Origin of the sequence: Colwellia polaris, from assembly GCF_002104515.1 — a bacterium.
GTDB classification, from domain to species: domain Bacteria; phylum Pseudomonadota; class Gammaproteobacteria; order Enterobacterales; family Alteromonadaceae; genus Cognaticolwellia; species Cognaticolwellia polaris.
Genome location: NZ_NBOE01000007.1, coordinates 154,061 through 179,070, shown reverse-complemented (window position 1 = coordinate 179,070; position 25,010 = coordinate 154,061). Strand labels below are relative to the sequence as shown.

26 protein-coding genes and 1 pseudogene are annotated in these 25,010 nt (G+C 36.8%); 11 read left to right on the top strand and 16 right to left on the bottom strand.

Annotated elements, in window-relative coordinates; translation table 11 throughout:
- Window positions 1-241: 241 nt before the first annotated feature.
- The 3 genes from B6A32_RS12740 to B6A32_RS12730 all read right to left on the bottom strand — a co-directional run bounded on the left by B6A32_RS12740 (window position 242) and on the right by B6A32_RS12730 (window position 3,121).
- The gene (locus B6A32_RS12740) at window positions 242-796 is read right to left on the bottom strand and encodes a CbrC family protein (protein ID WP_085304651.1); all 555 of its coding nucleotides are present in this window, start codon (window positions 794-796) and stop codon (window positions 242-244) included.
- Window positions 797-1,090: 294 nt separating this feature from the next.
- Window positions 1,091-1,303: a hypothetical protein gene (locus B6A32_RS12735; RefSeq protein ID WP_085304650.1), complete on the bottom strand. Its 213-nt coding sequence runs from the start codon at window positions 1,301-1,303 to the stop codon at window positions 1,091-1,093.
- Window positions 1,304-1,894: 591 nt separating this feature from the next.
- A complete protein-coding gene (locus B6A32_RS12730) occupies window positions 1,895-3,121 on the bottom strand; it encodes a type III PLP-dependent enzyme (RefSeq protein WP_085304649.1) in 1,227 nt (408 codons plus the stop codon).
- Between the two features lie 811 nt (window positions 3,122-3,932).
- Between B6A32_RS12730 and B6A32_RS12725 the strand changes: the two genes are divergently transcribed.
- Window positions 3,933-4,748 (top strand): mechanosensitive ion channel family protein, encoded by an 816-nt coding sequence (locus tag B6A32_RS12725; protein WP_085304648.1) that lies wholly within the window; start codon window positions 3,933-3,935, stop codon window positions 4,746-4,748.
- A gap of 114 nt (window positions 4,749-4,862) precedes the next feature.
- Here the strand turns inward: B6A32_RS12725 and B6A32_RS12720 are convergent, their stop codons facing one another.
- Complete coding sequence (locus tag B6A32_RS12720) at window positions 4,863-5,477, bottom strand: peptidylprolyl isomerase (protein ID WP_233131414.1); 615 nt, start codon at window positions 5,475-5,477, stop codon at window positions 4,863-4,865.
- 466 nt (window positions 5,478-5,943) lie between these two features.
- Between B6A32_RS12720 and speA the strand changes: the two genes are divergently transcribed.
- From speA to B6A32_RS12705, 3 genes are all read left to right on the top strand, one after another.
- Entirely contained in the window at window positions 5,944-7,854 is a 1,911-nt protein-coding gene (speA, locus tag B6A32_RS12715) for a biosynthetic arginine decarboxylase (RefSeq protein WP_085304647.1), read from the top strand.
- Window positions 7,855-7,865: 11 nt separating this feature from the next.
- Entirely contained in the window at window positions 7,866-8,792 is a 927-nt protein-coding gene (speB, locus tag B6A32_RS12710) for an agmatinase (RefSeq protein WP_085304646.1), read from the top strand.
- A 336-nt stretch (window positions 8,793-9,128) separates the two neighbouring features.
- Window positions 9,129-9,974, top strand: a complete 846-nt coding sequence (locus B6A32_RS12705; RefSeq protein ID WP_085304645.1) for a YiiX/YebB-like N1pC/P60 family cysteine hydrolase — start codon at window positions 9,129-9,131, stop codon at window positions 9,972-9,974.
- A gap of 88 nt (window positions 9,975-10,062) precedes the next feature.
- On the opposite strand, the gene ggt is transcribed toward B6A32_RS12705, so the two are convergent.
- Window positions 10,063-11,793, bottom strand: a complete 1,731-nt coding sequence (ggt, locus tag B6A32_RS12700; protein ID WP_085304644.1) for a gamma-glutamyltransferase — start codon at window positions 11,791-11,793, stop codon at window positions 10,063-10,065.
- A 168-nt stretch (window positions 11,794-11,961) separates the two neighbouring features.
- Window positions 11,962-12,510 (bottom strand): TrmH family RNA methyltransferase, encoded by a 549-nt coding sequence (locus B6A32_RS12695; protein WP_085304643.1) that lies wholly within the window; start codon window positions 12,508-12,510, stop codon window positions 11,962-11,964.
- Window positions 12,511-12,833: 323 nt separating this feature from the next.
- On the opposite strand from B6A32_RS12695, the gene B6A32_RS12690 reads away from it, so the two are divergent.
- The gene (locus B6A32_RS12690) at window positions 12,834-13,298 is read left to right on the top strand and encodes a DUF1499 domain-containing protein (RefSeq protein ID WP_085304642.1); all 465 of its coding nucleotides are present in this window, start codon (window positions 12,834-12,836) and stop codon (window positions 13,296-13,298) included.
- Between the two features lie 43 nt (window positions 13,299-13,341).
- On the opposite strand, the gene B6A32_RS12685 is transcribed toward B6A32_RS12690, so the two are convergent.
- Window positions 13,342-14,244, bottom strand: coding sequence for an HDOD domain-containing protein (locus B6A32_RS12685; protein ID WP_085304641.1), 903 nt, complete (start codon window positions 14,242-14,244; stop codon window positions 13,342-13,344).
- Window positions 14,245-14,399: 155 nt separating this feature from the next.
- Complete coding sequence (locus tag B6A32_RS12680; RefSeq protein WP_085304640.1) at window positions 14,400-15,344, bottom strand: LysR family transcriptional regulator; 945 nt, start codon at window positions 15,342-15,344, stop codon at window positions 14,400-14,402.
- A gap of 98 nt (window positions 15,345-15,442) precedes the next feature.
- Here B6A32_RS12680 and ppc point away from each other — a divergent pair, with 98 nt between their 5' ends.
- Window positions 15,443-18,004: a phosphoenolpyruvate carboxylase gene (ppc, locus tag B6A32_RS12675; protein ID WP_085304639.1), complete on the top strand. Its 2,562-nt coding sequence runs from the start codon at window positions 15,443-15,445 to the stop codon at window positions 18,002-18,004.
- A gap of 180 nt (window positions 18,005-18,184) precedes the next feature.
- On the opposite strand, the gene B6A32_RS12670 is transcribed toward ppc, so the two are convergent.
- The 5 genes from B6A32_RS12670 to B6A32_RS12650 form a co-directional block, all read right to left on the bottom strand.
- The gene (locus tag B6A32_RS12670; protein WP_085304637.1) at window positions 18,185-18,448 is read right to left on the bottom strand and encodes a hypothetical protein; all 264 of its coding nucleotides are present in this window, start codon (window positions 18,446-18,448) and stop codon (window positions 18,185-18,187) included.
- A gap of 87 nt (window positions 18,449-18,535) precedes the next feature.
- A complete protein-coding gene (locus B6A32_RS12665; protein WP_085304635.1) occupies window positions 18,536-18,967 on the bottom strand; it encodes a RidA family protein in 432 nt (143 codons plus the stop codon).
- Between the two features lie 69 nt (window positions 18,968-19,036).
- Complete coding sequence (locus B6A32_RS12660; protein WP_085304633.1) at window positions 19,037-19,324, bottom strand: hypothetical protein; 288 nt, start codon at window positions 19,322-19,324, stop codon at window positions 19,037-19,039.
- Between the two features lie 112 nt (window positions 19,325-19,436).
- A complete protein-coding gene (locus B6A32_RS12655; protein WP_085304631.1) occupies window positions 19,437-19,895 on the bottom strand; it encodes a hypothetical protein in 459 nt (152 codons plus the stop codon).
- Between the two features lie 296 nt (window positions 19,896-20,191).
- Window positions 20,192-20,803 (bottom strand): LysE family translocator, encoded by a 612-nt coding sequence (locus tag B6A32_RS12650; protein WP_085304629.1) that lies wholly within the window; start codon window positions 20,801-20,803, stop codon window positions 20,192-20,194.
- A 127-nt stretch (window positions 20,804-20,930) separates the two neighbouring features.
- Here B6A32_RS12650 and B6A32_RS19460 point away from each other — a divergent pair.
- The 5 genes and pseudogenes from B6A32_RS19460 to B6A32_RS12625 all read left to right on the top strand — a co-directional run.
- Window positions 20,931-21,134 (top strand): annotated as a pseudogene (locus B6A32_RS19460) (IS110 family transposase); the annotation flags it as partial.
- 285 nt (window positions 21,135-21,419) lie between these two features.
- On the top strand, window positions 21,420-21,665 hold the full coding sequence (locus B6A32_RS12640) for a type II toxin-antitoxin system CcdA family antitoxin (RefSeq protein WP_085304627.1): 246 nt from the start codon (window positions 21,420-21,422) through the stop codon (window positions 21,663-21,665).
- Window positions 21,665-21,982, top strand: coding sequence for a CcdB family protein (locus B6A32_RS12635; protein ID WP_085304624.1), 318 nt, complete (start codon window positions 21,665-21,667; stop codon window positions 21,980-21,982). Before B6A32_RS12640 ends, B6A32_RS12635 begins: the two co-directional genes overlap by 1 nt.
- Before the next feature lie 514 nt (window positions 21,983-22,496).
- Entirely contained in the window at window positions 22,497-22,748 is a 252-nt protein-coding gene (locus B6A32_RS12630) for a type II toxin-antitoxin system Phd/YefM family antitoxin (RefSeq protein ID WP_085304622.1), read from the top strand.
- Window positions 22,745-23,005: a Txe/YoeB family addiction module toxin gene (locus B6A32_RS12625; RefSeq protein WP_085304619.1), complete on the top strand. Its 261-nt coding sequence runs from the start codon at window positions 22,745-22,747 to the stop codon at window positions 23,003-23,005. Before B6A32_RS12630 ends, B6A32_RS12625 begins: the two co-directional genes overlap by 4 nt.
- A 97-nt stretch (window positions 23,006-23,102) precedes the next feature.
- Here B6A32_RS12625 and B6A32_RS12620 read toward each other — a convergent pair whose 3' ends face one another.
- The 3 genes from B6A32_RS12620 to B6A32_RS12610 all read right to left on the bottom strand — a co-directional run bounded on the left by B6A32_RS12620 (window position 23,103) and on the right by B6A32_RS12610 (window position 25,004).
- Window positions 23,103-23,789, bottom strand: a complete 687-nt coding sequence (locus B6A32_RS12620; protein ID WP_085304617.1) for a hypothetical protein — start codon at window positions 23,787-23,789, stop codon at window positions 23,103-23,105.
- 102 nt (window positions 23,790-23,891) lie between these two features.
- Window positions 23,892-24,464, bottom strand: coding sequence for a suppressor of fused domain protein (locus B6A32_RS12615; protein WP_085304615.1), 573 nt, complete (start codon window positions 24,462-24,464; stop codon window positions 23,892-23,894).
- Between the two features lie 294 nt (window positions 24,465-24,758).
- Window positions 24,759-25,004, bottom strand: coding sequence for a hypothetical protein (locus B6A32_RS12610; protein ID WP_085304613.1), 246 nt, complete (start codon window positions 25,002-25,004; stop codon window positions 24,759-24,761).
- Window positions 25,005-25,010: the final 6 nt, after the last annotated feature.

The following is a 25,010-nucleotide window of genomic DNA, read 5'->3' as shown; positions in this document are numbered from 1 at the left end:
AGCCGATGAAATTATTAAACATTGAGCTTCAAATTAACTTGTTACGTGAAATATGAGGCGATATTACATTACAAATGACTTTTACGGGTTGTATGAACATAAAAATCATTCACTAGTTTCCAATATAGATCAACTTAGTAAGAGATTCTTTTCAATCAAACCTTTTATCGCTTTAGGATAAAATAATCGACGATTGAACAAGAACCAACTACTTTTTTCCTTTTAAAAGATCTTCCTTCTTTTAATCAAAGTCGGAATAGCCACCCAATTTACCGCAGTGATTACATTTAAATATATATGCGGTAGGTGAGCCATCAACATCTAAGGCATTAAAAAAGTTATTCCAGTCCTCGTCACTTATTTCATAAGCATTAATAGTTTCTGATTTAAGCTGTTCAATTAAATCGGAACCATGCTCTTTTATTTCTTTGGCGCCTGCCAATCCGATAAAAGAAGCCGCGCCGTTACAATGAGTCCACCATTTGTGCTCTTGCCAACCGCTAAAACCAGGCGTACGGAAAGCAACTTCTTCTTTGATCTCTGAAGAAACTTCAGACCATATACCATAATTACTAACAGCATCATAATCTGTAAATTCGGCATTAAATTTTTTATGCGCCTCACCATTAGCAATGCACCACGGGCAAATTGAATCTTCCAAGTCCTCTTCAGAATAAGGAAGGCCAGTATAAATAAAACCAGTTTTTTTACCGCAACACGCGCAGACACAAGCTGATTTTTCAATTGAGCCTGTGACAAGTGGCTCTGGGTGATACTTAAACCTTGGAAGTTCCATATACTCTCTAGAATGCTAAAAATTTCGTTAATGGGAATAAAAATAAACTGAGTGTGAACGCTGTTAATTGCAGATCGCGAGCCAATTGTACGTAGCAGGTTGAGTAACTTGTACAGTGCTTTTATATAATTTATTAGCTTATTATGTCTACATTACTCTAGGTAACGTACAAACGTAAATCTATAAGTGTCGAATAAAGTTGATTTATGTTTGCTCAACTCAACTTTAACATTACGCTTTATGGGTAAATGTTTAGGTAGAGATACTTTTACTAAATTCTCTCTTTCAGGAACTTTAACCATGGTAAATTTTATTACCATCTTCTCGGAATGATGCATGTTGGCTAATAGCAACACCATTAACAGGAACTGAACTTTTTGAAGACAGACCAACAATAAACCAAAGAAAGATAACTAGGGTTAGAAAAGCTATAGACCAAGCACGAAAGTTTTTGTGCTTAATTTTAGAAAGCTCATTTTCTAATTGTTGCTTCAGCTCTGGACGCATAAATCCCTGTATACATATTGTAATAAAAGATAACTCACCTCTTTTATGGAAAAAAGCTTTCACCTTACTTATTCTATATTAATAACAGATATTTGCAGGTATTACTATCCACCGCAACAGATAAGGGCTCAAATATTAATTTGGACGAAATTAAGAAATTTTTCTCATTTTCTGACTTAGGGGGTTACCGCTACAGCTGAATTTAAATACCCAGCTATTAAGCTGAATTAAGAACCAGAAGGTGTGTCCTCCGCGTTGGGTCTAGGTTCAGGTTACCTTAAGTGATTTAAACTTCAATGACAGGAATGAGTTTTAAATTGCCTCACAAGTATGCCGGTAAACGTGACTGCGCTAGATGTAATTGGATAGCAAAAGTAGTAGTAAAGATGTTTCAGTTTGAATCAACAGAGGGAATTTCAATGATCTGATTCAAGGGATCATAAAAAGTAAATAAGTGCTGTTACTTTCTCATTCATCATAAATATAGTTAATCTAACTTAACGTTTTTTAAAGAAAAAACGCAGTAGTTAACTGCGTTTTATGTGTATTGATACAAGCCTGCGTATCAATTGCGCGGGAGTTTTTAAGCTATTAGCCGGTTAATTCTTGGCTAAGTACATGCTCGTTTAATACCACAACCTCTGCACGTTTGAAGAAGTTAAAGTCGGTAGCGGTTGCTAAAGTATAAGCACCCATCATACGGCTAATAATTAAATCGCCATTGTTTAGTTTTGGTAACATAATTGACTCGCGCACTACGTCGATACTGTCGCATGTTGGGCCAACTAATACTGAGTCAAATCGCTCGCCGTCTTGTTTAGCACTGTCGATAGGGTACGCCGCTTCATCAAACATTAAACCGCTGAATGAACCGTAAATACCGTCATCTAAGTAGTACCATGTTTTACCTTCACGTACAGCTTGCCCCATAATAGATGCAACACTCGTTACACAGCTGGCAACAATAAATCGTCCAGGCTCTGCTAGTACTTGCATAGTTTCAGGCAATTGAGCCAGCGCTACGTTAATTGGCGCGCAAAAAATATCAATTGGCAATACGTCATTACTGTAAGGCACTGGAAAACCACCGCCAATATCTAATGTGCTTAATGCAGGTAAGCCAAGTTCTGTTACTTGGGTAATTACTTTTGCACAAGCATTTATCGCATCAACGTATTTAGTTGGGCTAGCCGTTTGCGAACCCACATGGAATGACAAACCTTTAATACGAATACCCAATTGTTGAGCATAAGTTATAATTTCGATTGCCATTTCAGGACTACAACCAAACTTTTTAGATAAATCAGCAAAAGCATCTTTATTACGAAAACTTAAACGCACTAAAATTTCAGCTTGGTCTTTATAAGCAATAAACTTTTCTAGTTCGTTAATGTTATCTACCACAAACACAGTGCAGCCATAAGCTAGCGCATCTCGAATATCACTATCGCGTTTAATTGGGTGCGTGTGAATAGTGCGTTCGCTTGGTACACCTTGGCTGGCCACTAAGTCAATTTCACCGCTAGTGGCTAAGTCAAAACTTGCGCCTTCAGCTAATAACGTGCGAACTACTGCAGCTAAGGGTAAAGGTTTTAAAGCAAAATGTAGCGTAACACCCGGTAGCGCATTTTTAAGCGCGTGATATTGATGGCGAACAGCTTCGCAGTCAAGCACCATTAAAGGCGCACCAAACTGTGCTGCTAGTTGTTCAATTTCTTGATTAGTTGGTTGCACGTAAGCAAAGCTTTCGCCTTGATTAACTGCAACTTCTGCAGGTATTTTAAGTTGAAAATCTTGTAATGTCGTTGATAAAGCCATGGTATTCCCCAAAATTAAGGGCGTAGGTAATACGTCCTATGCAACCGCTCGGATATGGTTTATCTACGAGTCAGTTGAGTGATATCAATAGTGCTTATGCACAGTCAAATTCACTCTTGGATAGTTGCTCATTTGCCTTGCTACAAACTAAATTTGTAATGTACTCGGATTGGCTATCAACAAAAGCGGCAGGATAATAATGTGAGTTTTTAATTTTTGCAATATTTATTTTTTAAATTTTAAAATATTTTTTCTTGGTGATAAATCAAACAAGTTAGGTGCTGTTTTTAGGTTGATTTATACCTCGGTATTTTGCTTTTTATATGTAAATTTAATCATTATTTATCAGTGTTTTGCTTTGATATTTAGATATTAACTCAGCTTTCTAATCAATTAACCGCTCGATTTCGTGAGTAGCTTTACTAGCATCCAAAAAATCTTGTGAAAGCTTTTATTTAATATACTCAAGCCATTTAAGGCTATATTTACAGCAATTATTTATCTGTTTGAATAATAGCTATTTGTAACTTGTAAGCTAAGCGGCGGAAAATTTTACATGATATATGACTTTTTTGGTTGATTTATATACTGTTTGTAAATTTTCAAAATTAAATAGCATATAAATCTGATATCAATGCAAAATATAGGAGAAAAGTAAGTCAATTTATTCTATATTACATTTTGTTACTTTTAATTTGTGGTAATTTAACAAATTCAGCTTTCACAGTAACATATAAGAAAAAGTTAAATTTAATTTGTAGATAAAGCATTTAGTTTTTTGTTTACGTTATAAATAATCCAGGGAAAAATTATGAATACAGATGAAATGCTAGAAAAAATTACGGAGATGGGCTTACTTTATGGCCCGAAATTGATTGGTGCCATTCTGGTATGGATCGTCGGTGGTTGGATAATCAAAATTATTGGTAGTGTATTTAAAAGTGCGCTAACTAAAGCAGGTACTGATCCATCATTAATGCCATTTTTAACCGGCATTGTTAATGGCTTACTGAAGGTAATGCTTGTTATAACGGTACTGGGCATGCTTGGTATTGAAATGACCTCGTTCATTGCAATTCTTGGTGCTGCTGGTTTAGCTGTAGGTTTAGCTATGTCGGGCACATTACAAAACTTTGCTGGCGGTGTGATGATCTTAATCTTCAAACCTTTCAAAGTTGGTGATGTAATTGACGCACAAGGTTATGTTGGTAGTGTTTCTCAAATTCAAATTTTCAACACCATTTTAAAAACACCTGATAATAAAACTATTATTATTCCTAACGGTGGTTTGTCTACAGCGTCTATGACTAACTACTCAACTGAGCCAAAGCGTCGTGTTGATTGGACTATTGGTGTGGCTTACGGTGATGACTTAGATAAAGCGCGTGAAGTGATTCAACGTTTATGTGATGCAGACGACCGTATATTAAAAGATCCAGCAGTATTTATCGCTGTTTCAGCACTAGCTGATAGCTCAGTTAACTTTACGGTACGTGCTTGGGTTAATGCTCCAGATTACTGGGCTGTTTTCTTTGAAATGAACGAGAAAGTATACAAAACTTTTGGTAACGAAGGTTTGAATATTCCTTTCCCACAAATGGATGTTCATCTTCATAAAGACGCTTAATACTTTATATAATTAAGCGTAAAGCTAAACTAAACGTTAAGCTGATAATTAATGGGGATATCATTTGATATCCCCATTTTTTTATATAATGAGTTAGAATTAAATCAATAGCATTTATTCTTCTTCATCTAAAATAACGACTCTAATAATGGTTATCATTTTTTTAGGAACCGTGGTGTAACCTAGTTCTTCGCTGTAACCTACTTCTACTTGTGCCATCGCTTCTAGTACATCATAGCCTTCAACAACTTGACCAAAAACAGCATAACCCCATGAACTACCTGGGTCTAAATTTGTATTGTCGTTAAGATTAATAAAAAATTGATTCGTCGCTGAATGGGCATCGTTTAGCTGCTTAGCCATGGCGATAGTACCTTCTGCGTTTTTTAAGCCGTTACCTGACTCGTTAAAAATAGGCGTGTCTGGTTCGACATCGGTGTAGTTTGTCATAAAGCCTCCACCTTGAATAAGATAGCCTTCTTCTACGCGATGGATCATGGTTTTATCGTATTGTCCTCGCGATATGTAGCCTAAAAAGTTATCTACGGTAATCTTCGCTCTGTAGCGATCTAGTTCAATAATCACATTGCCCATTGTGGTTTCTATACGTACTTTAGGGGACAAATTATTCGGTTGAATATATTGGCCTTTACTGGGCGCGGCTAGGAGTGATGACGGGCTTAATATTATTAAAAATGTGGTTATTATCAGCAGAAAAACTTTATTCACGTTAGTACCTTTTATTGATATGAGATAAGCGAAAATACTTATATCTTAACAGTTATTATCTTAATAAAACGTAAAAGCTTACTTAACCTGAACCCTGGTTAATGGGTTAATGGGTTAATGGGTTAATGGGTTAATGGGTTAATGGGTTAAAAGTAAGCATTGAGCAAGTGCTGCTTATCCAGAGTTTAGCTTACTTAATAAAAGTTAAGTTTAGCGAGGACAAAGCTAAGGGTTAAGCTGAACATAATATACGGTTTATCTTGAGTAAAACTTAGCGTCTACGTTGTTATTCATTTTATCTGTCGCTTCTCGTCAAAGCTCAACAGAGATTGATTAATCAATAATAATTGTCATTTATTATTATTTTTTTTGTTGGACTTTACATCATGCTTAATTTCTAATTCGCGCCAATCACTAATGATAATCTGCCTCTGTATTTTTAAATAAAAAGGCTAAAGGGAAACTAATGAATAAAGATAATCTTGATCAAGCGCGTGCAAACTACAACGTACGTCATTGGAGTCAGGGCTATTTCGGGATCAACGATAGCGGTAACGTGTATGTTGCGCCTAAGTTCGAAAATCAAAACCACACGGTAGATTTAACGACTATTGCAAAAATGATTGAAGATAAAGGCTTAACATTGCCTGCTTTAGTGCGCTTTCCGCAAATAATTCATCACCGTATTCACAGTTTATGTGAAGCCTTTAATCAGGCGATTGAGGCTTATGATTATCAACAAAAATATTTATTGGTTTACCCTATTAAGGTAAATCAGCAGCGTGAAGTTGTTGATGAAATTTTAGCTAGCCAACATAACAAAGAATACACCCAACTTGGGCTTGAAGCCGGCAGTAAAGCTGAGTTATTGGCTGTGTTAGCTATGGCGCAAAAAGCTTCATCGGTTATTGTTTGTAACGGTTACAAAGATCGAGAATATGTTCGTTTAGCATTAATCGGCGAGAAGCTTGGCCATAAAGTACATATCGTATTAGAAAAAATGTCTGAATTGGCGATGATTTTATCTGAAGCGAAAAAATTAAACGTAGAGCCCCGTTTAGGCATTCGTGTACGTTTGGCTTCTCAAGGTAAAGGTAAGTGGCAAGCTAGCGGCGGTGAAAAATCTAAATTTGGTTTGTCAGCCTCACAAGTGTTGAGTGTTGTAAATACACTTAAGCAAGAAGACATGCTTGATACTTTAAAGCTAGTGCATTTTCACTTAGGCTCTCAAATCGCCAATATAAGAGATGTAAGATTAGGGGTAAGTGAAGCCGCACGTTTTTACTGTGAACTTAGACGCCTAGGTGCTGGTATTTTGTGCATGGATGTTGGTGGCGGATTAGCGATTGATTATGACGGAACACGCAGTCAATCACATAACTCTATGAATTATAGTCTTGCTGAGTACGCAAATAATATTGTTAATACAATTGGTGATATTTGTAAGAGTTACGAACAACCTATGCCGATGATTATTTCAGAGTCGGGCAGAGCACTAACAGCTCATCATGCGGTATTAATATCGAATGTTATTGGCGCTGAATCTTATGAGCCAGAGAACATAGCTGCGCCTTTAGATGATGAATCTGTGCTGCTAAACAATATGTGGCGTTCATTAGAGCAGTTAAAAGAAAATCAAGACGACCGTGCCTTGATCGAAATTTATCATGATACACAAAGTGATTTGGCTGAAGTACATAGTCAATTCTCTATGGGGTTATTAGATTTAACGCAACGCGCTTGGTCTGAGCAAGTTAACTTGCGTATTTGTTATGAATTAAATTTATTAATGGACAGTAAAAACCGCTTTCATCGACCAATAATTGATGATTTAGCTGAAAAGCTAGCCGATAAATTTTTCGTGAATTTTTCATTGTTTCAATCTTTACCTGATTCATGGGGTATAGATCAGGTTTTTCCGGTGTTACCGTTAAATAACTTAGAAAAATCACATGAAAAAAGAGCTGTGTTATTAGACATTACCTGTGATTCTGATGGTGTTATTGATCAATATGTTGATGGACAAGGTATAGAAAGCACTTTACCTGTACCAGCATGGACAGAAGACGAACCTTACTTATTAGGGTTTTTCTTAGTCGGCGCTTACCAAGAAATTTTAGGCGATATGCATAACTTGTTTGGCGATACTCACAGTGCAGTAGTGTTTTTAAATGATGATGGTGAAGCTGAAATTACAGAAATTAATGAAGGCGATACCGTTGAAGATATGTTGAATTACGTGCACTTAGACGCGAAATTATTTCAACGAACTTATGCTGAACTTATCGACGCTAGATTATCGAAAAGTGAAGGTGATGAAATTTTCAAAGAATTGGTTGATGGTCTTAAAGGCTACACCTACCTTGAAGATCTTTAGAGATAAATGTAATGAAAAATATTTTCAATCAAGTTGATGATTCAATTTACTCTAATGCGATGACTTTTTTACGTCAGCCGTTAGATCAAAACCCAACAGCGTCATCAGCTGATATTGTGGTATTAGGTTTACCGTTTGATATGGCAACAACTGGGCGCTCTGGAGCCCGAATGGGTCCTACAGCCATTAGACAAGCAACCGTGAATTTAGCTTGGGAAGGTAAGCGTTTCCCATGGCCTTTTAGCTTATTAAAAAATTGCAAAATAATTGATGCAGGCGACCTGGTATTTGCACCCGGTGATGCGGCGCATTTTTGCACACAAGTTGAAACGGCTGTAGGGCAGTTGCTCGACTCAAGCAAAACGGTTTTATCTTTAGGCGGAGACCACTTTGTTACCTTGCCTATTTTGCGCGCACATGCGAAAAAATTTGGCAAAATGGCATTGATCCATTTTGATGCGCATACCGACACCTATAACAATGGCAGTTGTTATGATCACGGCACCATGTTTTATCATGCGCCGAAAGAAAACCTTATAGACTGTGATAAGTCTGTTCAGGTTGGTATACGCACTAATTATAAAGAGGAAAACCATGGTTTTTCTGTTATTAATGCCATGCAAGCCAATGATATGAGTGTTGATGAAATAGCGGCACAAATTAAAAGTCGGGTTGGCGATATGCCGGTTTATCTTACGTTTGATATTGATTGCCTAGACCCAGCATTTGCGCCAGGTACAGGCACGCCGGTTTGTGGTGGTTTAACGACAGATAAAACCTTAAAAATATTGCGCTCGTTGGCGGGTATTAATATTATTGGTATGGATGTAGTTGAAGTGGCTCCCGCCTATGATAATAGCGATGTAACCGCTTTGGCAGCAGCCACTATTGCTGTTGAATTGGCTCATCTTTGGACCGTAAAGCATAAATTAGTTTAAGGCAGCTAAAGCCGCATTAGCGTTCGTAAGTTGTGCTACATAACTTACGAACTAACTCATATATTCCTCTTAGTTAGCATTTTTTAACTAACCATCTCATCGTTATCTGTTATTCCATAAGCCTGAGCTTTAACCTTAGTTTTAATTTTTGTCAGACTAATAGCTACTAATCATTATGTTTTCAACGTTAGCGACTAAAAATAAACTTTAAGTGTTAAGTCTTTACAACGTTGCATGCAAAAGGTGCTAGGTTTATGCTGTTTACATCAATACCTGATGAATATAAATCATAAATATTGAGAAAAGATAACGCTTATTAAGGAATAAATATTAGCAATGTCAGTAAAAAATCAACACCAAAATACGAATGTTTTTACACGCATTGCCAACATGCTGGGTGATAAATTAGCAACGTTTTTGAATAAACCCCGTGACTCTTACACAACATTTAGTACGCTTACTACTGAACAATTAAAAGCAACGCTTTTACCCGGTGACTTACTATTAATAGAAGGTGATAGTCGCATTAGTACCGCGATTAAATATTTGACTCAATCTACTTGGTCTCATGTGTGTATTTATATTGGCGATAAACCTGATTTACAGCCTTTATTAGAAGCTGATTTGGTTGAAGGTGTTACTACCGTGCCTTTAGATAAATATGCGGGATTTAATATGCGAATTTGTCGCCCAGTTAGTTTAACCGAAGCCGATAATAAAGCCTTAATCGCATTTGTTACTGATCGAATTGGTGTGCAATACGACACAAAAAATATATTTGATTTAATGCGCTATTTACTGCCAACGCCACCTGTACCGCTTCGTTTTCGTCGAAGGTTACTTGAGTTTGGTAGTGGTGATCCTACAAAAGTTATTTGTTCTACGTTAGTTGCGCAGGCTTTTCAGTCTATTCGTTATCCTATTTTACCTTTAAATGTGCCTGATAGTCATGAGTCAAAAAAACAAGCATTAGCCGTAAAAGGCTTATCGCAGCTAAAAAATCGACTATTTAATAAAAACCGTTTAAAGAAAAGACATTACAGCCATTTTATTCCAAGGGATTTTGACTTGTCGCCGTATTTTGAAATTGTAAAGCCCACGCTTAAAAAGGGCTTTAACTATAAGGAAATTCAGTGGGTAGACCAAAGAAAAGATATGGCTCAGAAACCAAGCTCAAAATAGCCGTTGAATAGGGGCAGCAGCTACATTATTTGAAAATCGCTGACCCTAAAAATTCAACTCAATTTAACTAAATTGAATCTAATTGCCTTTATTTTATATCACTTACTACATCACTTACTACATCACTTTTTATATCAATGACCTTTGAAACACCTCTGTCGCGTGAGTCAGACGCTGGTATAAGATTATCTCCATCTTTATAAATCACCTGTATATCACCAAATTCCCAGCTGTGAGGCTCAACGCGATAACCGCGCTTGGTTAACGCCTTAATGGTACTTTCGGGCAGCGGAAGCGAAGGGCTTTGCGTGATTAAATCAGGTGGTAGTAATTGATGATGAAAACGACTAGCGCTAGCAGCTTCAAGCGGTGTCATTTTAAAATCAAGTATATTTACTACCGCTTGGAATACTGAGGTGAATATGGTCGAGCCACCTGGCGTACCAATCACCATAACGGGTTTGTTGTTTTGCAAAAGAATGGTCGGCGACATTGAAGAAAGCATGCGCTTGCCTGGCTGTATTTCATTGGCGGTATTACCCACTACGCCAAATATATTAGCGACACCTGGCTTAACACTAAAGTCATCCATTTCATTGTTTAATAAAAAGCCTGCGCCTTCAACCACAACACCCGAGCCATATGCCCAGTTAATGGTATAGGTATTTGAAACCGCATTGCCATCAGCATCAACAATTGAGTAATGCGTAGTATTGGGTGATTGTAGACCTGGATTAACCGACTCTAAACGCGATATGGCATGTGGTTGTACTTCCATAGCACGTCGTTTGATATATTCGTCGCTAATTAAGTGTGTCATGTCAATATCAACAAAGGCAGGGTCACCAAGGTATTCAGCGCGATCAGCAAATACGCGTTTTTCCATTTCAGCAACTAAATGCACATACTGTTCAGAGTTATGACCAACGCCTGCAAATTCTTCGCTTAAATAGTCTTTCATTTTCAGTAATTGGATAACACCAAAACCACCAGAGCTTGGCGGTGGTGAAGACAAAATTTGATAGTCGCGCCAGTTAGCTTTTAAAGGCTCGCGCCAAACCGCTTTATATTGGGCAAGATCTTCTGCGCTGATAATACCACCGCTTTTCTGCATTTGTTTAACCAACAGTTTTGCAGTTTCACCATGATAAAACTCTTTGCGGCCATTTTTGGCTATGCGTTTTAAGGTTGCTGCAAGCTCAGGTTGTTTAAATACTTTGCCGTGTTCAACATGTCCAAAATACTGTTGAAAATTAGTCAGGCCATTAAAGCGCTGGTAATTGCCTTGTATATCATCAACCAGTATTTTGGCTGGAATAAATCCTTGCTCTGCTAACTTAATTGCCGGCTCTACTAACTTACGCCATGGCAATTTACCAAAGCGTTGATGCGCTTCCCAAAAGCCCGCAACCGTTCCTGGCACGCCAGGCGCTTTAGCACCAATTAAACTTAAGTTTTGAATAACGGCTTTTTCATCATTCAAATACATATCGCGATGCGCGGTTAAAGGGGCTGTTTCCCGGTAATCTAAAAACAAGGCTTCGCCATCGATATAAATAAGCATAAAGCCACCGCCGCCAATATTCCCTGCATCAATATAGGTAACGGCTAATGCGAAACCTGTGGCTATAGCCGCGTCAACAGCGTTACCTCCGGCAAGAAGAATGTCTTCAGCTACTTTTGCAGCATATTTATCGGGAATCGCAACTGCGGCTTGAGAAACTTTTGCAACAGCTTTATTTTCCGCATTAGCATGAGAAATAAAAACTGAAATAAACAAAATAGAAATAAGACTATAAATACGAGCGCCATAGGTCATGGGGTATTCCTTGATGGTTATTCTACTGATTGCATTGTGCTTTTTTTACTAGCAGCACAGAACATTAAGCTAGGTTAATGTTATATATTATCAACAGTGAACAAAGCAATTAATTAATAATATTATGGCAATTAAAATAATTAACGTATTTGAGCTATATAAAATAAATTAAAGCTTATGTCTAATTTGGTTCGCACATTGAGCCAATACAATCGCGCCTGCGGTTGAAACATTTAATGAGTTACCCATACCAAACATTGGAATATGTATGTGCTGATCACTCAATGCTAATGCAGCTTCACTTACACCTTTTCGTTCGTTACCCAATACTAATACGGTTTTTTCAGGATAGGCAATCGTTGCATAATCGACCGACTCATGACATAGCTCTACGCTATAAATAGCATAGTTATCAGTAAGCAACTGGTTTAAGGTGTCAACCGTGCTTTCTTTATATTCAACCGTTACCCACTTAGCTTCATTTCTTGAGGCTTTTTTCATTTTTTTATCTGAAATACTCAAAGCCCCAGTACCACAAACAATGACTTTTTCAATTGCAAAAGCATCTGCCAAACGAATAAATGCACCTATGTTGTAGCTGTTGGTTACATTGTCTAGTACAACAATTAAAGGAATCTTGGGTTTTGTTAAATATTCATCGCGAGATAACTTGGTTTCTCTAAGCTCTTCTTTGCTTAGCTGCATATTTGACGGCATTATTTCTACTCTTTTTACTTTGGTGATCAAACTGCTAGCGTTAAGGCTAGTTTGTAAGAGGGTTGCACTGTGGTTTTCATCGCGAAGGATTGTGCGGTTTTATCTATGGAAGATCAAATAATTATTTATCTATATCTGCTTAAGTTTTTTGCCATTAAAATAAGCTCATGCAAAGTACTTTAGTTGAAAGCGAAAGACGCAAAAAATATGCTCAGCTTGAAATGAATAATTCAGAGTAACTAGTTCAACTACTTGAAAAAAATAAGCATTTAGTACAAAGTAAACTATCATGGCTTAAATTTATTTTTAAAGAAGAGGTCTTCATGAAGGCAGTGTATAACGTTTTTACAACCAGTATTGTTTTGTCAATTTTTGTCGCCTTAACGGGGTGTTCATCAAACGCACCTTCGCTAGGTATTGAAAATGGTCAGTTAATACCGTGCCCTAATAAACCCAATTGTGTTAATAGTTTCTCACAAGATAAAGCTCAATATATTAAACCAATTGTTATTGTAGGTTCAAATAAGGATGTTAAAAATGCCATTTTACAGGTTGTAAATACATTAGATAACTCGAAGGTAACTGTGACTGAAAATAGCTACATTCGCGCTGAGTTTAGCTCAACAATCTTTGGTTTTGTTGACGATGTAGAGTTTTATTTCCCTGCTAAAACAAGTGAAAAAACTATTTATATTCGCTCAGCGGCTAGGCTGGGCTACTCTGATTTTAATGTTAATAGGGAGCGGGTTGAATTAATACGCTTGAGCCTTGAGGCTCGTGAAAAGTAAATGCATTAGCTAGGTATTAGGCTTGTTTGAGTGCTTTACTTTTTTAAATTAAGTTTCGCTCAATTTCTGGTGCTATATTGGTGAAATTGAGCCAAATATCTTCATCAATAGCCTTTTTAGTTATCATTTTTTTGCATTCAGCGTTAGAAATAACACCTTTATTCACCATTAAATACAGCTCACCTAATTGATTTGCATTATATAACAGTACGGCCAAAGTTGAGGTGGGCTTGGTTTGTTGTTGCTCTAATGCTTCACAATAAATTTTTGGCAGTTTCCACTCAATTGAAATTAAATAGCTTATATTGACAGACATTTTGGTCATTAATTTTTTAAAGATAGTGGTGCCTGGCAGGCTTGATATCTCTTCAGCTAATGCTTTTGATAGACAATCAAATATAATGACCTTTCCTAAATCATGAATTAACCCTAAAAAATACGCGTCGAATGCGTTTTCATCTTGCTTCGAGGCTAAAAGTTCACAAAGCGTTGCACATTGCACACTATGAAGCCAAATTTGTTTGCCGAACATAGCGTAATAAATAGGTTTACTGGGTATAACTTTTGCCATTAAAAGCGTTGTGGCAATTTGCAACAACCCTGTTAAACCTAAAAAAGTAATCGCTCGGTTTAACGATACAATTTCTTTTTCGCCGCGATGATAAAGGGCAGAGTTAGCTGTTTTTAAAACTGCCAAGGCAAATGCAGGGTCTTGTTCAATAATTTCAACGAAGCTTTGTACGCTTGAGTCTGGATTATCAATGGCATTTAAAAGACGAACTAGCATCGCGGGTAGTGTAGGAATATGTGTGCTAAGACTCGTAGGATTATTTAATATAGCGCTAACTTTTTCTAATACTTTAGTTTCGAGCTTGCTCATGGGAATATTAGCGTTTATATCGCCAAACATAATGTCATAAAAAATGGTCGATATATTTGAGAGCACTTGAATATCTCCTTATATTCTTTAGGTTTACATTGTTGTGTAGCTTAACTTAATACTATAACGTTAAAATAATATTACGAGTAAAATAACTATTCGTTAAAGTAACTATATCACTCAACTGTTTATTGTCGATAATTTATCAAAGCCATTTTTAGTTATACCTGATTATTCTGAACTGCTGAAGCCAAAATATCGACACCATTCTCTACCATGAATTTATGAAAAGCATTAGCAAGAATGGTGGGCTGTCGAGATGCATTTTGCACTAATCGCCATTTACTGCGAATAGGGAAGTCTTCTGCATTAATAATTTTTATACCGGGCATTATGCCAAAATCTAGGCTGTGTTTGCTTAGTACCGATATACCTAAACCTGCTGCAACAGCCTGTTTAATTGCCTCACTGCTCGCTATGGTCATTTTTTCGTTCAAACTAAAACCGTGTTGCTTAAATAACTCGACAGTATATTCGCGCGTACCCGAACCTGACTCTCGCAGAATAAATGGATAGTGGCTTAACCGCGCTAAACTCACTTTTGGAAATTGTGCCAACTCATGGTTTTCTGGCACCACTACCACCACTTCATTATCTAAAAAAGGGGTTTCAAGCACGGGCACATTTTGCGGAATATTACTGAAAATATAAAAGTCGTCGCTATTGTCATGCAATCGACTTTGTATTTTTTCTCGGTTACCTATTTCTAATTTTATTTCTACTTTTGGGTGTTGTTTAGCAAAGGCGGCAAGTAGTAATGGTAAAAAATACTGTGCGGTGGTTACCACTGAAATTGATAATGTACCTGTTATTACGCCTTGCAAATTATCTATATCAGTTTTGAGGTTATCCAAGGTCTGAAAAATAGTATTTGCACTGCGAAGTACTGCTTTACCTGCATCGGTAAGGGTAAGTTTTCTACCTTGCATTTGATAAACCGGTAAACCGATTAATTCGCTGAGATTTTTCAGCTGAATAGAGACCGAAGGCTGAGAAATATGTAAATTTTCAGCAACTACTGACAAACTTTGATCTCTAGCCAACGCTTGAACAAGCTGTAATTGCCTCATGGTGGGCTGTCGGTTTGACTGTAAATTTAATGGCATATAGATTTTTATCTATGATGTTAATTAATTTTATATATTAGACTCTATTTTAAAATAATTCTACGCTTATGTTAATTCGCTTAAAAAGAGAACAAAGCATGTTAGAAACTATATCTCAAAATATTCGCTCACTTGGCTCTGTATTGGGTAAAACCATTGCCAATGACAAAGGGCAACGTTGGTTAGAAAATGTTGAACGTGTGCGTGTACTCGCTAAAGACGGCGTAGCGCAAGATGCTTTAGCTATTAATGAGCTACAAACTTTATTTGAATCTTGTGATGAGCAAGACCTGTTAATTTATGGTCGTGCTTTTAGCCAATTTTTGAATTTGGCAAATATTGCCGAACAACAACATACCACGAGTGAACAAGGCTTGGCAGAGCTTGATTTACCGCACCCGTTAGCTTCTTTAAAAGAGCAGGTTAGTGGTTGTACGCCTGAGGCATTTTTATCAGCGATTAATAAACTTCATATTGAACTTGTATTAACCGCGCATCCAACAGAAGTAAATCGTCGTACTTTTATACATAAATATCACGAAGTTGCTGAAGAGCTAGCGCAATCAGGTGCAGCGCTAAATGGCCGAATTGAAGAGCTAATTGAACAAGCATGGCACACAAGCGAAATACGCTCGCAACGTCCAACTCCTTTGGATGAGTCGCGCTGGGGCTTAGATGCTATTCGCGATAGCTTATGGTTTGCTGTTCCGACTTTTGTGCGTGAACTTGACGAACTTTGCCAAGCGGTTACGGGCCAAGCTCTACCGTTAGATGCTACACCAATTACTATGGCAAGTTGGATGGCAGGGGATCGCGACGGTAATCCCTTTGTAACAGCGAAACTCAGTAAACAAGCTATTATCAATGCAAGGCTATTAGCAGCAGAGCTGTATTTAATTGATTTTCAAAACCTCTACCTTGAACTATCGATGAACAAAGCCAGTGACGAGTTAATCGCAGCTGATACTGATAATATTGGTCCTTATCGCCATATTTTAAAGCAAACTATTGCTCAATTAGAAGCTAGTGTTACAACCTTGAAAAATAATGAAACCCAAGGTGTTATTGCTAGCCCAGAAGACTTACTTAAACCTTTAGTTATTTGTCGAGAAAGTTTACTGGCTGCAGGGTTAGAGCGAGCCGCCAACTCAATGTTGTTAGATGTTATTCGAAAAGTACATTGTTTTGGTATTTCGTTGGTTAAACTCGATGTTCGCCAACACAGTGAGTTTCATGATCAAGCTATCTCAGAAATTACTCAAAGCTTAGGATTAGGAGATTACTTGACGTGGAATGAGAAAAAACGTTGTGAATTTCTTCAGCAAGAGCTTAATAATCCAAGACCATTATTGCCAAATGTAGCATGGAGTGAACAAACGCAAGAAGTGCTAGATACTTTTTCTTTCATTGCTGAGCAACCCAAAGAAGTTTTAGGTATTTATATTATTTCAATGGCCAGTGAGCAAAGTGATGTGCTAGCGGTTAATTTGTTAATGAAGGCCACAGGAATAACTTGGCAAATGCCGATTGCGCCTTTGTTTGAAACCTTGGATGATTTAAACCGTGCCGCTGGCGTTATTGATAAATTATTAAGCGATAAGGTTTATACGAAACGCACACATGGCGCGCAACACGTAATGATTGGTTACAGTGATTCAGCAAAAGATGCCGGTGTGCTAGCTGCTGCTTGGGCACAATATCAAGCGCAAGAAGCCTTGGTGGCTGCTGCGAAAAGCCATAATATAACCCTAAAACTATTCCATGGCCGTGGCGGTACTATCGGTCGTGGCGGCGGGCCAGCGCATGCAGCTATAGCGTCTCAGCCTCCAGGCACATTAGAAGGCGGCTTAAGAGTTACAGAGCAGGGCGAAACTATACGCTTTAAGTTCGGTTTACCTAACTTGGCCGTTCGTAGTTTACATTTATATGCCAGTGCCATATTAGCAAGCTTAGTTAAGCCACAACCATCGCCAAAAGATACATGGCGTAATGCCATGGAAGATATGGCAAAAAGTAGCTGTGAAATATATCGTAACTACGTTTGTGAACAAGACGACTTTGTTACCTATTTTAGACAAGCCACACCAGAGCAAGAGTTGTCATCTTTACCCTTAGGCTCTCGACCGAGCAAACGAAAATCTGACGGTGGCATTGAATCGCTACGCGCAATTCCTTGGATATTTGCTTGGAGCCAAAATAGATTAGTTGTGCCAAGCTGGCTAGGTTTTGGTGAAGCGCTTGCAAATGCTGATGCCGAGCACCAAAACACTATTAAAGATATGCTTGAAAACTGGCCTTATTTTAGAGCGCGTATATCTTTGACTGAAATGGTGTATTTAAAGTCAGATATTAATATCTCTAAACTTTATGACCAAAGCTTAGTTGAGAGTGAATTAATGCCAATGGGAGAAGGGCTTAGAACACAATTAACCGCTGATAGAAGAACAGTACTCGAATTACTAGGCCAAACAGAGTCTCTTGAAAGCGACCCGTGGAATTTAGCCTCGTTTAACTTACGTCGACCGTACCTTTTACCACTACATTTATTGCAAATAGAAGCGTTAAAACGCTTACGTAAACAGCCTGAACATCCTGTTTGTGAGCAACTATTAATGGTAAGTATGACCGGAATCGCAACCGGAATGCGTAACACCGGTTAACAGTTGGCTTTATAAAACAACGGTTTTCCTAGCAATATTAAGAAAGCAATGAAGAAATGAGATGAGAAGCAGCCTAAGTTTGGCTGCTTTTTTTTTGTTAAAAACCCTCTAAAGCTAATGGGGATTTTGCTTGAGCTTAGCCGTTATAAGGTTACTCGTTTGTTCCGTTTGAAGTGCTTGCTAGCCTTTGATACAACCACTCGCCATTTGATTGGCATGTGCCTGCTCAATTAATTCAGCAAATATTTCTTTATTTTCCCCATCATATAATATTGTAAAACCATCATCAGAAACTGTGTTTTCAGGCGACTGAATAAACGCGAGTTTTTTATTACAATCAAGTGAACTAACATCACTTTTTAAAGAGGGTGATGTAGCCGCACATCCAACAGTTATTGAAACCACCAAAAACAAAAAAATGCTTTTTATAAACACTAAATTCAATTTAAATATCCTTACTTTAACTAAAAGAATAACATCTTTCTAAGAGACAAAAACCAACGGTTTATTGTCCTTTAAAATGCCTTATATTTAAGGTAAAACAACAACAACTTCCACTTCTAACAAGTGTGATTTACTCCAAAGCCTTTTAACTTCTACCCAACTTGAAGACGGGTATTTACCATTAAAATGAGCTTTACGTGTTGGAATAGCTAACTTCAGTGCTTCAATATCCGTTGTGAATATAACTTCTTTTACAATAGCATCTGTTCCAACATCATAATCAGCTAATATTTTTTTTATGATCGTGTAAATATCGTCTACTTGCTCTACAAAAGTTTCTTTTTCGCTGGTAATGCCTGAGATATATAAAGTTTTATCACTTTTCACTACTTGAGAATAGCCAGTGTCATTCTCCCAAGGAAAATAATTTTTTCTTTCAATAGCTTGGTTCATAGTGGTACAACCGAACAAAAACATGGCACAGAATAAAGGTAATGATTTTTTTATGAAATTTAGCAATTTAAGCTCCAATGATGAAAAGTAAAATAAGCTCCAATGATGAAAAGTAAATACCAACGGCGTTCTTCGTTAGTTGTTATTACCACATTTTATTTGCTGTTCCCCAAAATGATAAACATTATTAACCGCTACATATACGCTTGAGACAACTGCTGATGATGGCATAGTAATAATGGATAAAAATTCATCATTCCATTTATAAAAGCTAGTGTCACCCTTCATTAAATTAACCACCTTCAGAGTTTTTTTATCTGTAGATAAACCACATTGATATTGTTGAGAATTATCCACTTCTGGAACAACAACACAGCCTGTAACTAACATTGAGCATGTGAGAACGATTATTTTATTTAACATCAAACTATCCTTTTCGATAAATGTAGAGATTAAAATCTCTAAGAAAACTAACGAGGCTGTAGAGTTTCTCTTTTAGAAAAAACAGCCTTAAAATTTAAGGTGATTGCACTAATTAATTACTTTTAACACCAAGCTTGCCAATTTCTATTTTAGATCTTTCTTCGATGTAATCATCAAGTTCTAATTTAAGGTTAATTGAATGAATTTGCCATTCATCTTTAGCCTTATAAAATTCCAAGTAAATTAATGCTGGCTGGCGGTCGTACTTTAATACATACCAACGTGATATGAATGTACCTTCTATGCCTTGTTCGTATATTAACTCCTGAGAATGGAATTTACCCAGAACGTTTAAATAACCAAAAAATTGACTATCTGATTGAACTAGGTCAGCTTTACTTATGTAATCACTGATAGAGCTATTTTCTAGCGCTTTGCTAGCCACACTATTGATTTTGTTTTCTTCAAATAAAGCCAAAACAGGTTTAGCTAAGTTGTCTATTTCTTTTTTGTCATTCGCATTACTCACGAATGACATAATTAAAGTTAACGATATTAGTAGATATTTCAATGTTCTCTCCTTGAAAGCTAAGGCACAAATAACAGACTAAGTAATGGTTGGCTAAAGTTGTGTAGCGTAGCGAAACGTAGCTAACAGTTACGTGTCCTTGTTTATTTTTTTATATGTAAACTACACTGTAGTTTACATATAAGAATTTGAAACCATATCACTTTTTAATTTTAAAATCATAATATAAACAAGATTAAGTAGGGGGGAATACACATACTGTACCTATTAAAGTCGCATTGGCAATTTAAGATGAGTGTTATGATCAATTGGCTGTAGGCACAACCTAGATTTGCTTGTCAGGTAAACTTTTCAATTAGCTCGCCTAATACGGGTAAAACCGAAATAATTAGTAGGCTTGCCATCGTTAAATTAAATACTTTCTGATTAGCTTTGGTATTTAAATACTTTTTTAGCCATGAGCCAAAAATTAGCCAAATACCTACACTAGGAAATGATAAAACTAAAAAAGTGCTAGCAACCAAAGCCACTTGAACTAAGTGCTCATCGCCTGAAGTCGTAAATGCAGCAACTGCACCAGTTGCAACAATCCAAGCTTTTGCGTTAACCCATTGAAACAACGCACCGTTAAGAAAAGTTAGCGGCTTTTGTTGCTCTTTTGATTTGAAGCTATTGCTTGAACCCGCAATAATCCAAGCTAAATAGAGTAAGTAACCAACGCCAACGATTTTAATCATTGTGTTAAGGTTCGGAAAAACCTCAAATATTTGCCCAAAACCGATACCAACTAATAACAGCATTAAAGCAAACCCAACGCATATGCCACAAAAAACAGGTAAGCTTTTTTTAACACCAAAGTTAACCCCTGATGTCATTACTAAAATGTTATTTGGACCCGGCGTCGCAGAAGATGCGACTGTAAATAATACGAGTGAGTATATGTATTCCATCACTTCCTCTATGTTTGAGAATTAGCCTGTTTGCCCACAGACTCTTTAGGGTTTTTCGCTTTTTATGTAATAAAAATACTCTAACTGGATCATTTTACTTTAACAATCATAAACATTTCGGTATTTATTTTGGGCCGAGGCGTATTATGAACAACAAAAAAGTAAAGGAAAGCCACATAACACTATCATAAGAGCACTGGCTTTTAAGTGGATAAGAATACTCTTTCGGTGTTGGAAAACAAAGGCAGCGTATGATGAATCAACGTACTTAGCGGCCTTAAAAAGCAAAGGCTCGCCGCTATTAAAATATGCGGTGGAAAACAAGTTTTAATGCTTGCGGCCCACCTCAGGGCGTGTTGCAACGTGAATTTTGAGGCAATATTCCACTAGTAGTTAAGCTTTAAAGGCTGTATGAACACAAAAAACATCCTTCATTTTATATTTTGGGGTAATTCTACAGCCTCTACGCCTCGTTAACAGACAATAAATAGTTGTCTATAATGTGTGAGTCACTATCGCAGCCAACGGTTTTATGTCCTGTAGAATTTCTTGTATGCTCTTTACAATACGCATCGGAATGCGCATACTAAATTTAATAATTACTTGGAGACATATTATGCAAGCATTATACGATTTTAACGCCCCAAAAAAAGCAACTAATCTTAGCCTAAATAGCGACTTACTAAAGAAAACCAGAGCTCTTAACATTAATTTATCTGCAACTTTAGAGCAAGCATTAAAAGATAAATTAAAAAGTATTGAAGCTAACAAGTGGGTAAAAGAAAATAAAAATGCCATACAGGCCTACAATGACTTTGTAGATGATAATGGGTGTTTTGGTGATGAATTTAGAGAATTTTAATGTCGCAATTTGATGTATATATAAATCCAAGTAAAAAAAGCCGTGACGCATACCCTTATATTATTGATATACAAAATGCATTAATTAGCAATATTATAACAAGAATAGTGATCCCTTTAGGAAAACTCTCTCATTTTAGAAATGAGCAAATGGATGGATTAACTCCTTTGATTGAGTATGAAAAGGAACAATATATTTTACTCACACCTCAGATTGCTTCAATGCCAGCCAAATTACTCAAAGATCCTGTTGGCTCAGTTGAACCATTAAGAGACGAAATTATTGCAGCAATCGACCTTGCCATTACGGGCATATAGTAACCATTTAACAGGAAAATATTTTGGTTAAAATAAGTGAACGTAGTGAACAAAAAGCCAAATGTTTATTTCTTGTTTAATTTCTTAGATGTTTATACACCAACCATCTGAATTATTGAAATAAATAACAAACACCAAGCAATAGATATAATGATATTTCTCAAGCCTTTTTGCACTGGCACAAAACGAGGCTGTAGAATTTCTCTTTTAGAAAAATCATCCTCAAAATTTATTAAAAGTTAGGCCTCAAATTGCGTTGCTAGGTGAATTCTGAGGTAATATTCCACTATAAAGTGAAACTTTAAAGGCTGTACGAACATAAAAATCATGCGGAATTTTTCAGTTTGGAGAAATTCTACAGCCTCAACGCCTCGTTAAGAGGCATATGATATGTTGGTTAAAATAAGCGACACAGGAGCAAAAACCAACTGTTTTTTGACCTTTTGAGTGACTTATTATGTACCAGTGCGCTATACTGTACCAATTAACGTACATGAACGCTTTGGAGTTACCCATGGATGCAATAAGTTATACAGCCGCTAGAGCAAATTTAGCAAATACAATGGCGAATGTCTGTAATGATCACGCACCAATTATTATTACACGTAAAAGTGAAGCTCCCGTTGTTATGATGTCGTTAGAAGATTATAACGCCATGCAAGAAACTACATATTTACTAAGATCCCCTGCAAATGCTAAAAGCCTTTTAGATTCCATTGCCGAGCTTGAAGCTGGTAATGGAACTGAAAGAGAGCTTATTGAATGAAATTAACATTCCCAACAAAAGCTTGGGAACAATACCTTTATTGGCAAACTACCGATAAAAAAATACTTAAACGTATTAATTTACTCATTAAAGATATTCAAAGAACTCCTCAAGAAGGTATTGGCAAACCAGAGCCTTTAAAACATGGCTTATCTGGGTATTGGTCACGGCGCATAAACGATGAGCATAGGATCGTTTATAAACATCAAGGTGACGCTATTCTAATTGCGCAACTCCGTTACCATTACGGTACATAACCCCCAATTAACAGGTTAAAAATTGTTGGCTAGAATAAGCGACGAAGGAGGTGCAAAAGCCCACTGTTTTTTGTCCTTGTTTAATTCTTTGTTGGTTTTACATCCCAAAAACTTCTTCGAAGCTTTCACCATTGTCTAATCGCTCTAATCCAAAATATAAAAATTTTGGGTCTAAATTTTCAATTGCAACTCTTGAGGCTTGATACGATTTAACACTTGTATTTGGGAAGTCTCGAAGAAAAAATACTGACTTAATTTGCTCTACTTCTTTTTGTGAAACATTAATATTTTCTATTAAAAATGGGGTTCTAAAATCTACTTTTATGCCCGTACCTTCAATAAACCAAGCTGGCAATTTTGTGAGTTCAGTAAAAATATTAGTTCTATATCTAACTTCAGCATGCACTAATTCATGAGCTATAACGTCAACATTCATTCCCTTTGAACCTAAGAATATACACTCTCTAAAAAAGCCTGAATTTTGCATACCTGTAGGATTAAGTCCGAATTTTCTATATTCAAGATTATTTGTCACAATCAATCTAGGATAAGAGTTTATCTCGCCATATATTTGATTTACTCTGCTGTAAGCCTTATCGATTGAATCTAAAAGTAACGTTCGTTGTTCCCTAGCTACGCTAGGATCCGCATATACATTGGGGGGTATCTCTTCAAAATTTGTAATGCTTATAGCTTCACATGCTATTGCTTCTTTTTTAAAAAATAGAAACGAAGAAATAAAGGAAAATAATATAATTAATATACTAACTTTCAGAATGCGCACATACTCTCCTTGTAAAACTAATGCCTCGCTAAGAGGCAAATAATTGTTGGCTAAAATAGGGGCTGGAGGAGAGAAACCTCCGGCTACCCGATTTATGAGGAGTTACACACAAGACGTTCGTCTTACATCAGTAATTTCTATATCCATGTTTTCGACAATTTCATCAAATCGTTCAATCTCTCCATTTTTTATAAGGCTGTACTCATTACCAAATATTGGAATCATCCAAAATAGTTCAACATGCTGAGAACCGATATGAAAGCATGATAAATCATCAACTTCGCCTCTTGGTTCATCAAAAAGCAGAGCTTTGGGCCACCCAGCAGGCGCCAATTCACTTTCCGGAATTGTGGTTTCTGCTGTTAAATTACGATCTAAGGTCTCGATTAAGTAAGCAACTATATCAAAAATATAATTCACTATTTCATTGGTTTGCTTAGCCACTACATTTGTAGGCAAAACCATTACAATTTCGGAATTGCATTTATCTGAATTGGGTAGGATTCCAGATGATAGCCCTACGGTAGCAAAACGAGTAAAAAGTTCTTCCGGAAACGAATAAAGCTCAACACAGTGATTACCTTTATTTGTGACATTCCGATATTCAGGCATTCCCCAATTATTCATATACTTTGAAAGAATGATAGTTCTACGAATATCAAATTCAAAACTCAAGCTTCACTCTCCTCATAACGGGGCTGTAGAATTTCTATTTTAGAAAAAGCAGCCTCAAAATTTATTAAAAATTAAACCTCAAATTGCGTTGCTACGTGTATTCTGAGGCAATACTCCACTAATAAGTGAACTTTAAAGGCTGTACTAAAACAAAAATCATACGCCATTTTTCAGTTTGGAGAAATTCTACAGCCTCAACGCCCTAATAATGGGCAAAAAATTGTTGGCTAAAATGTTGAGGAACGAAAACAGCCAACTGTTTTTTGTCCTTATTAATTAGCTTGTTAGGTGCAATCAATCACAGCCACCACCACCGTCACCACCAAAACCTCCTCCATCACCACCAGAAAAACCGCCACCACCACTAGAACTACCACCATTTAAGAGGCCTAATTTGGCGAGAGCTTTGAGAAATAAATATATAGCTAAGAATATGGTAATTAATGGAAATAAGACACTATGCAATGCACTTTCAGACCTTACATCAGTGAAATGCCATGAAAAATACATAATAGTTAAAGTAATAACCCAAGTTTTCATCTAGCC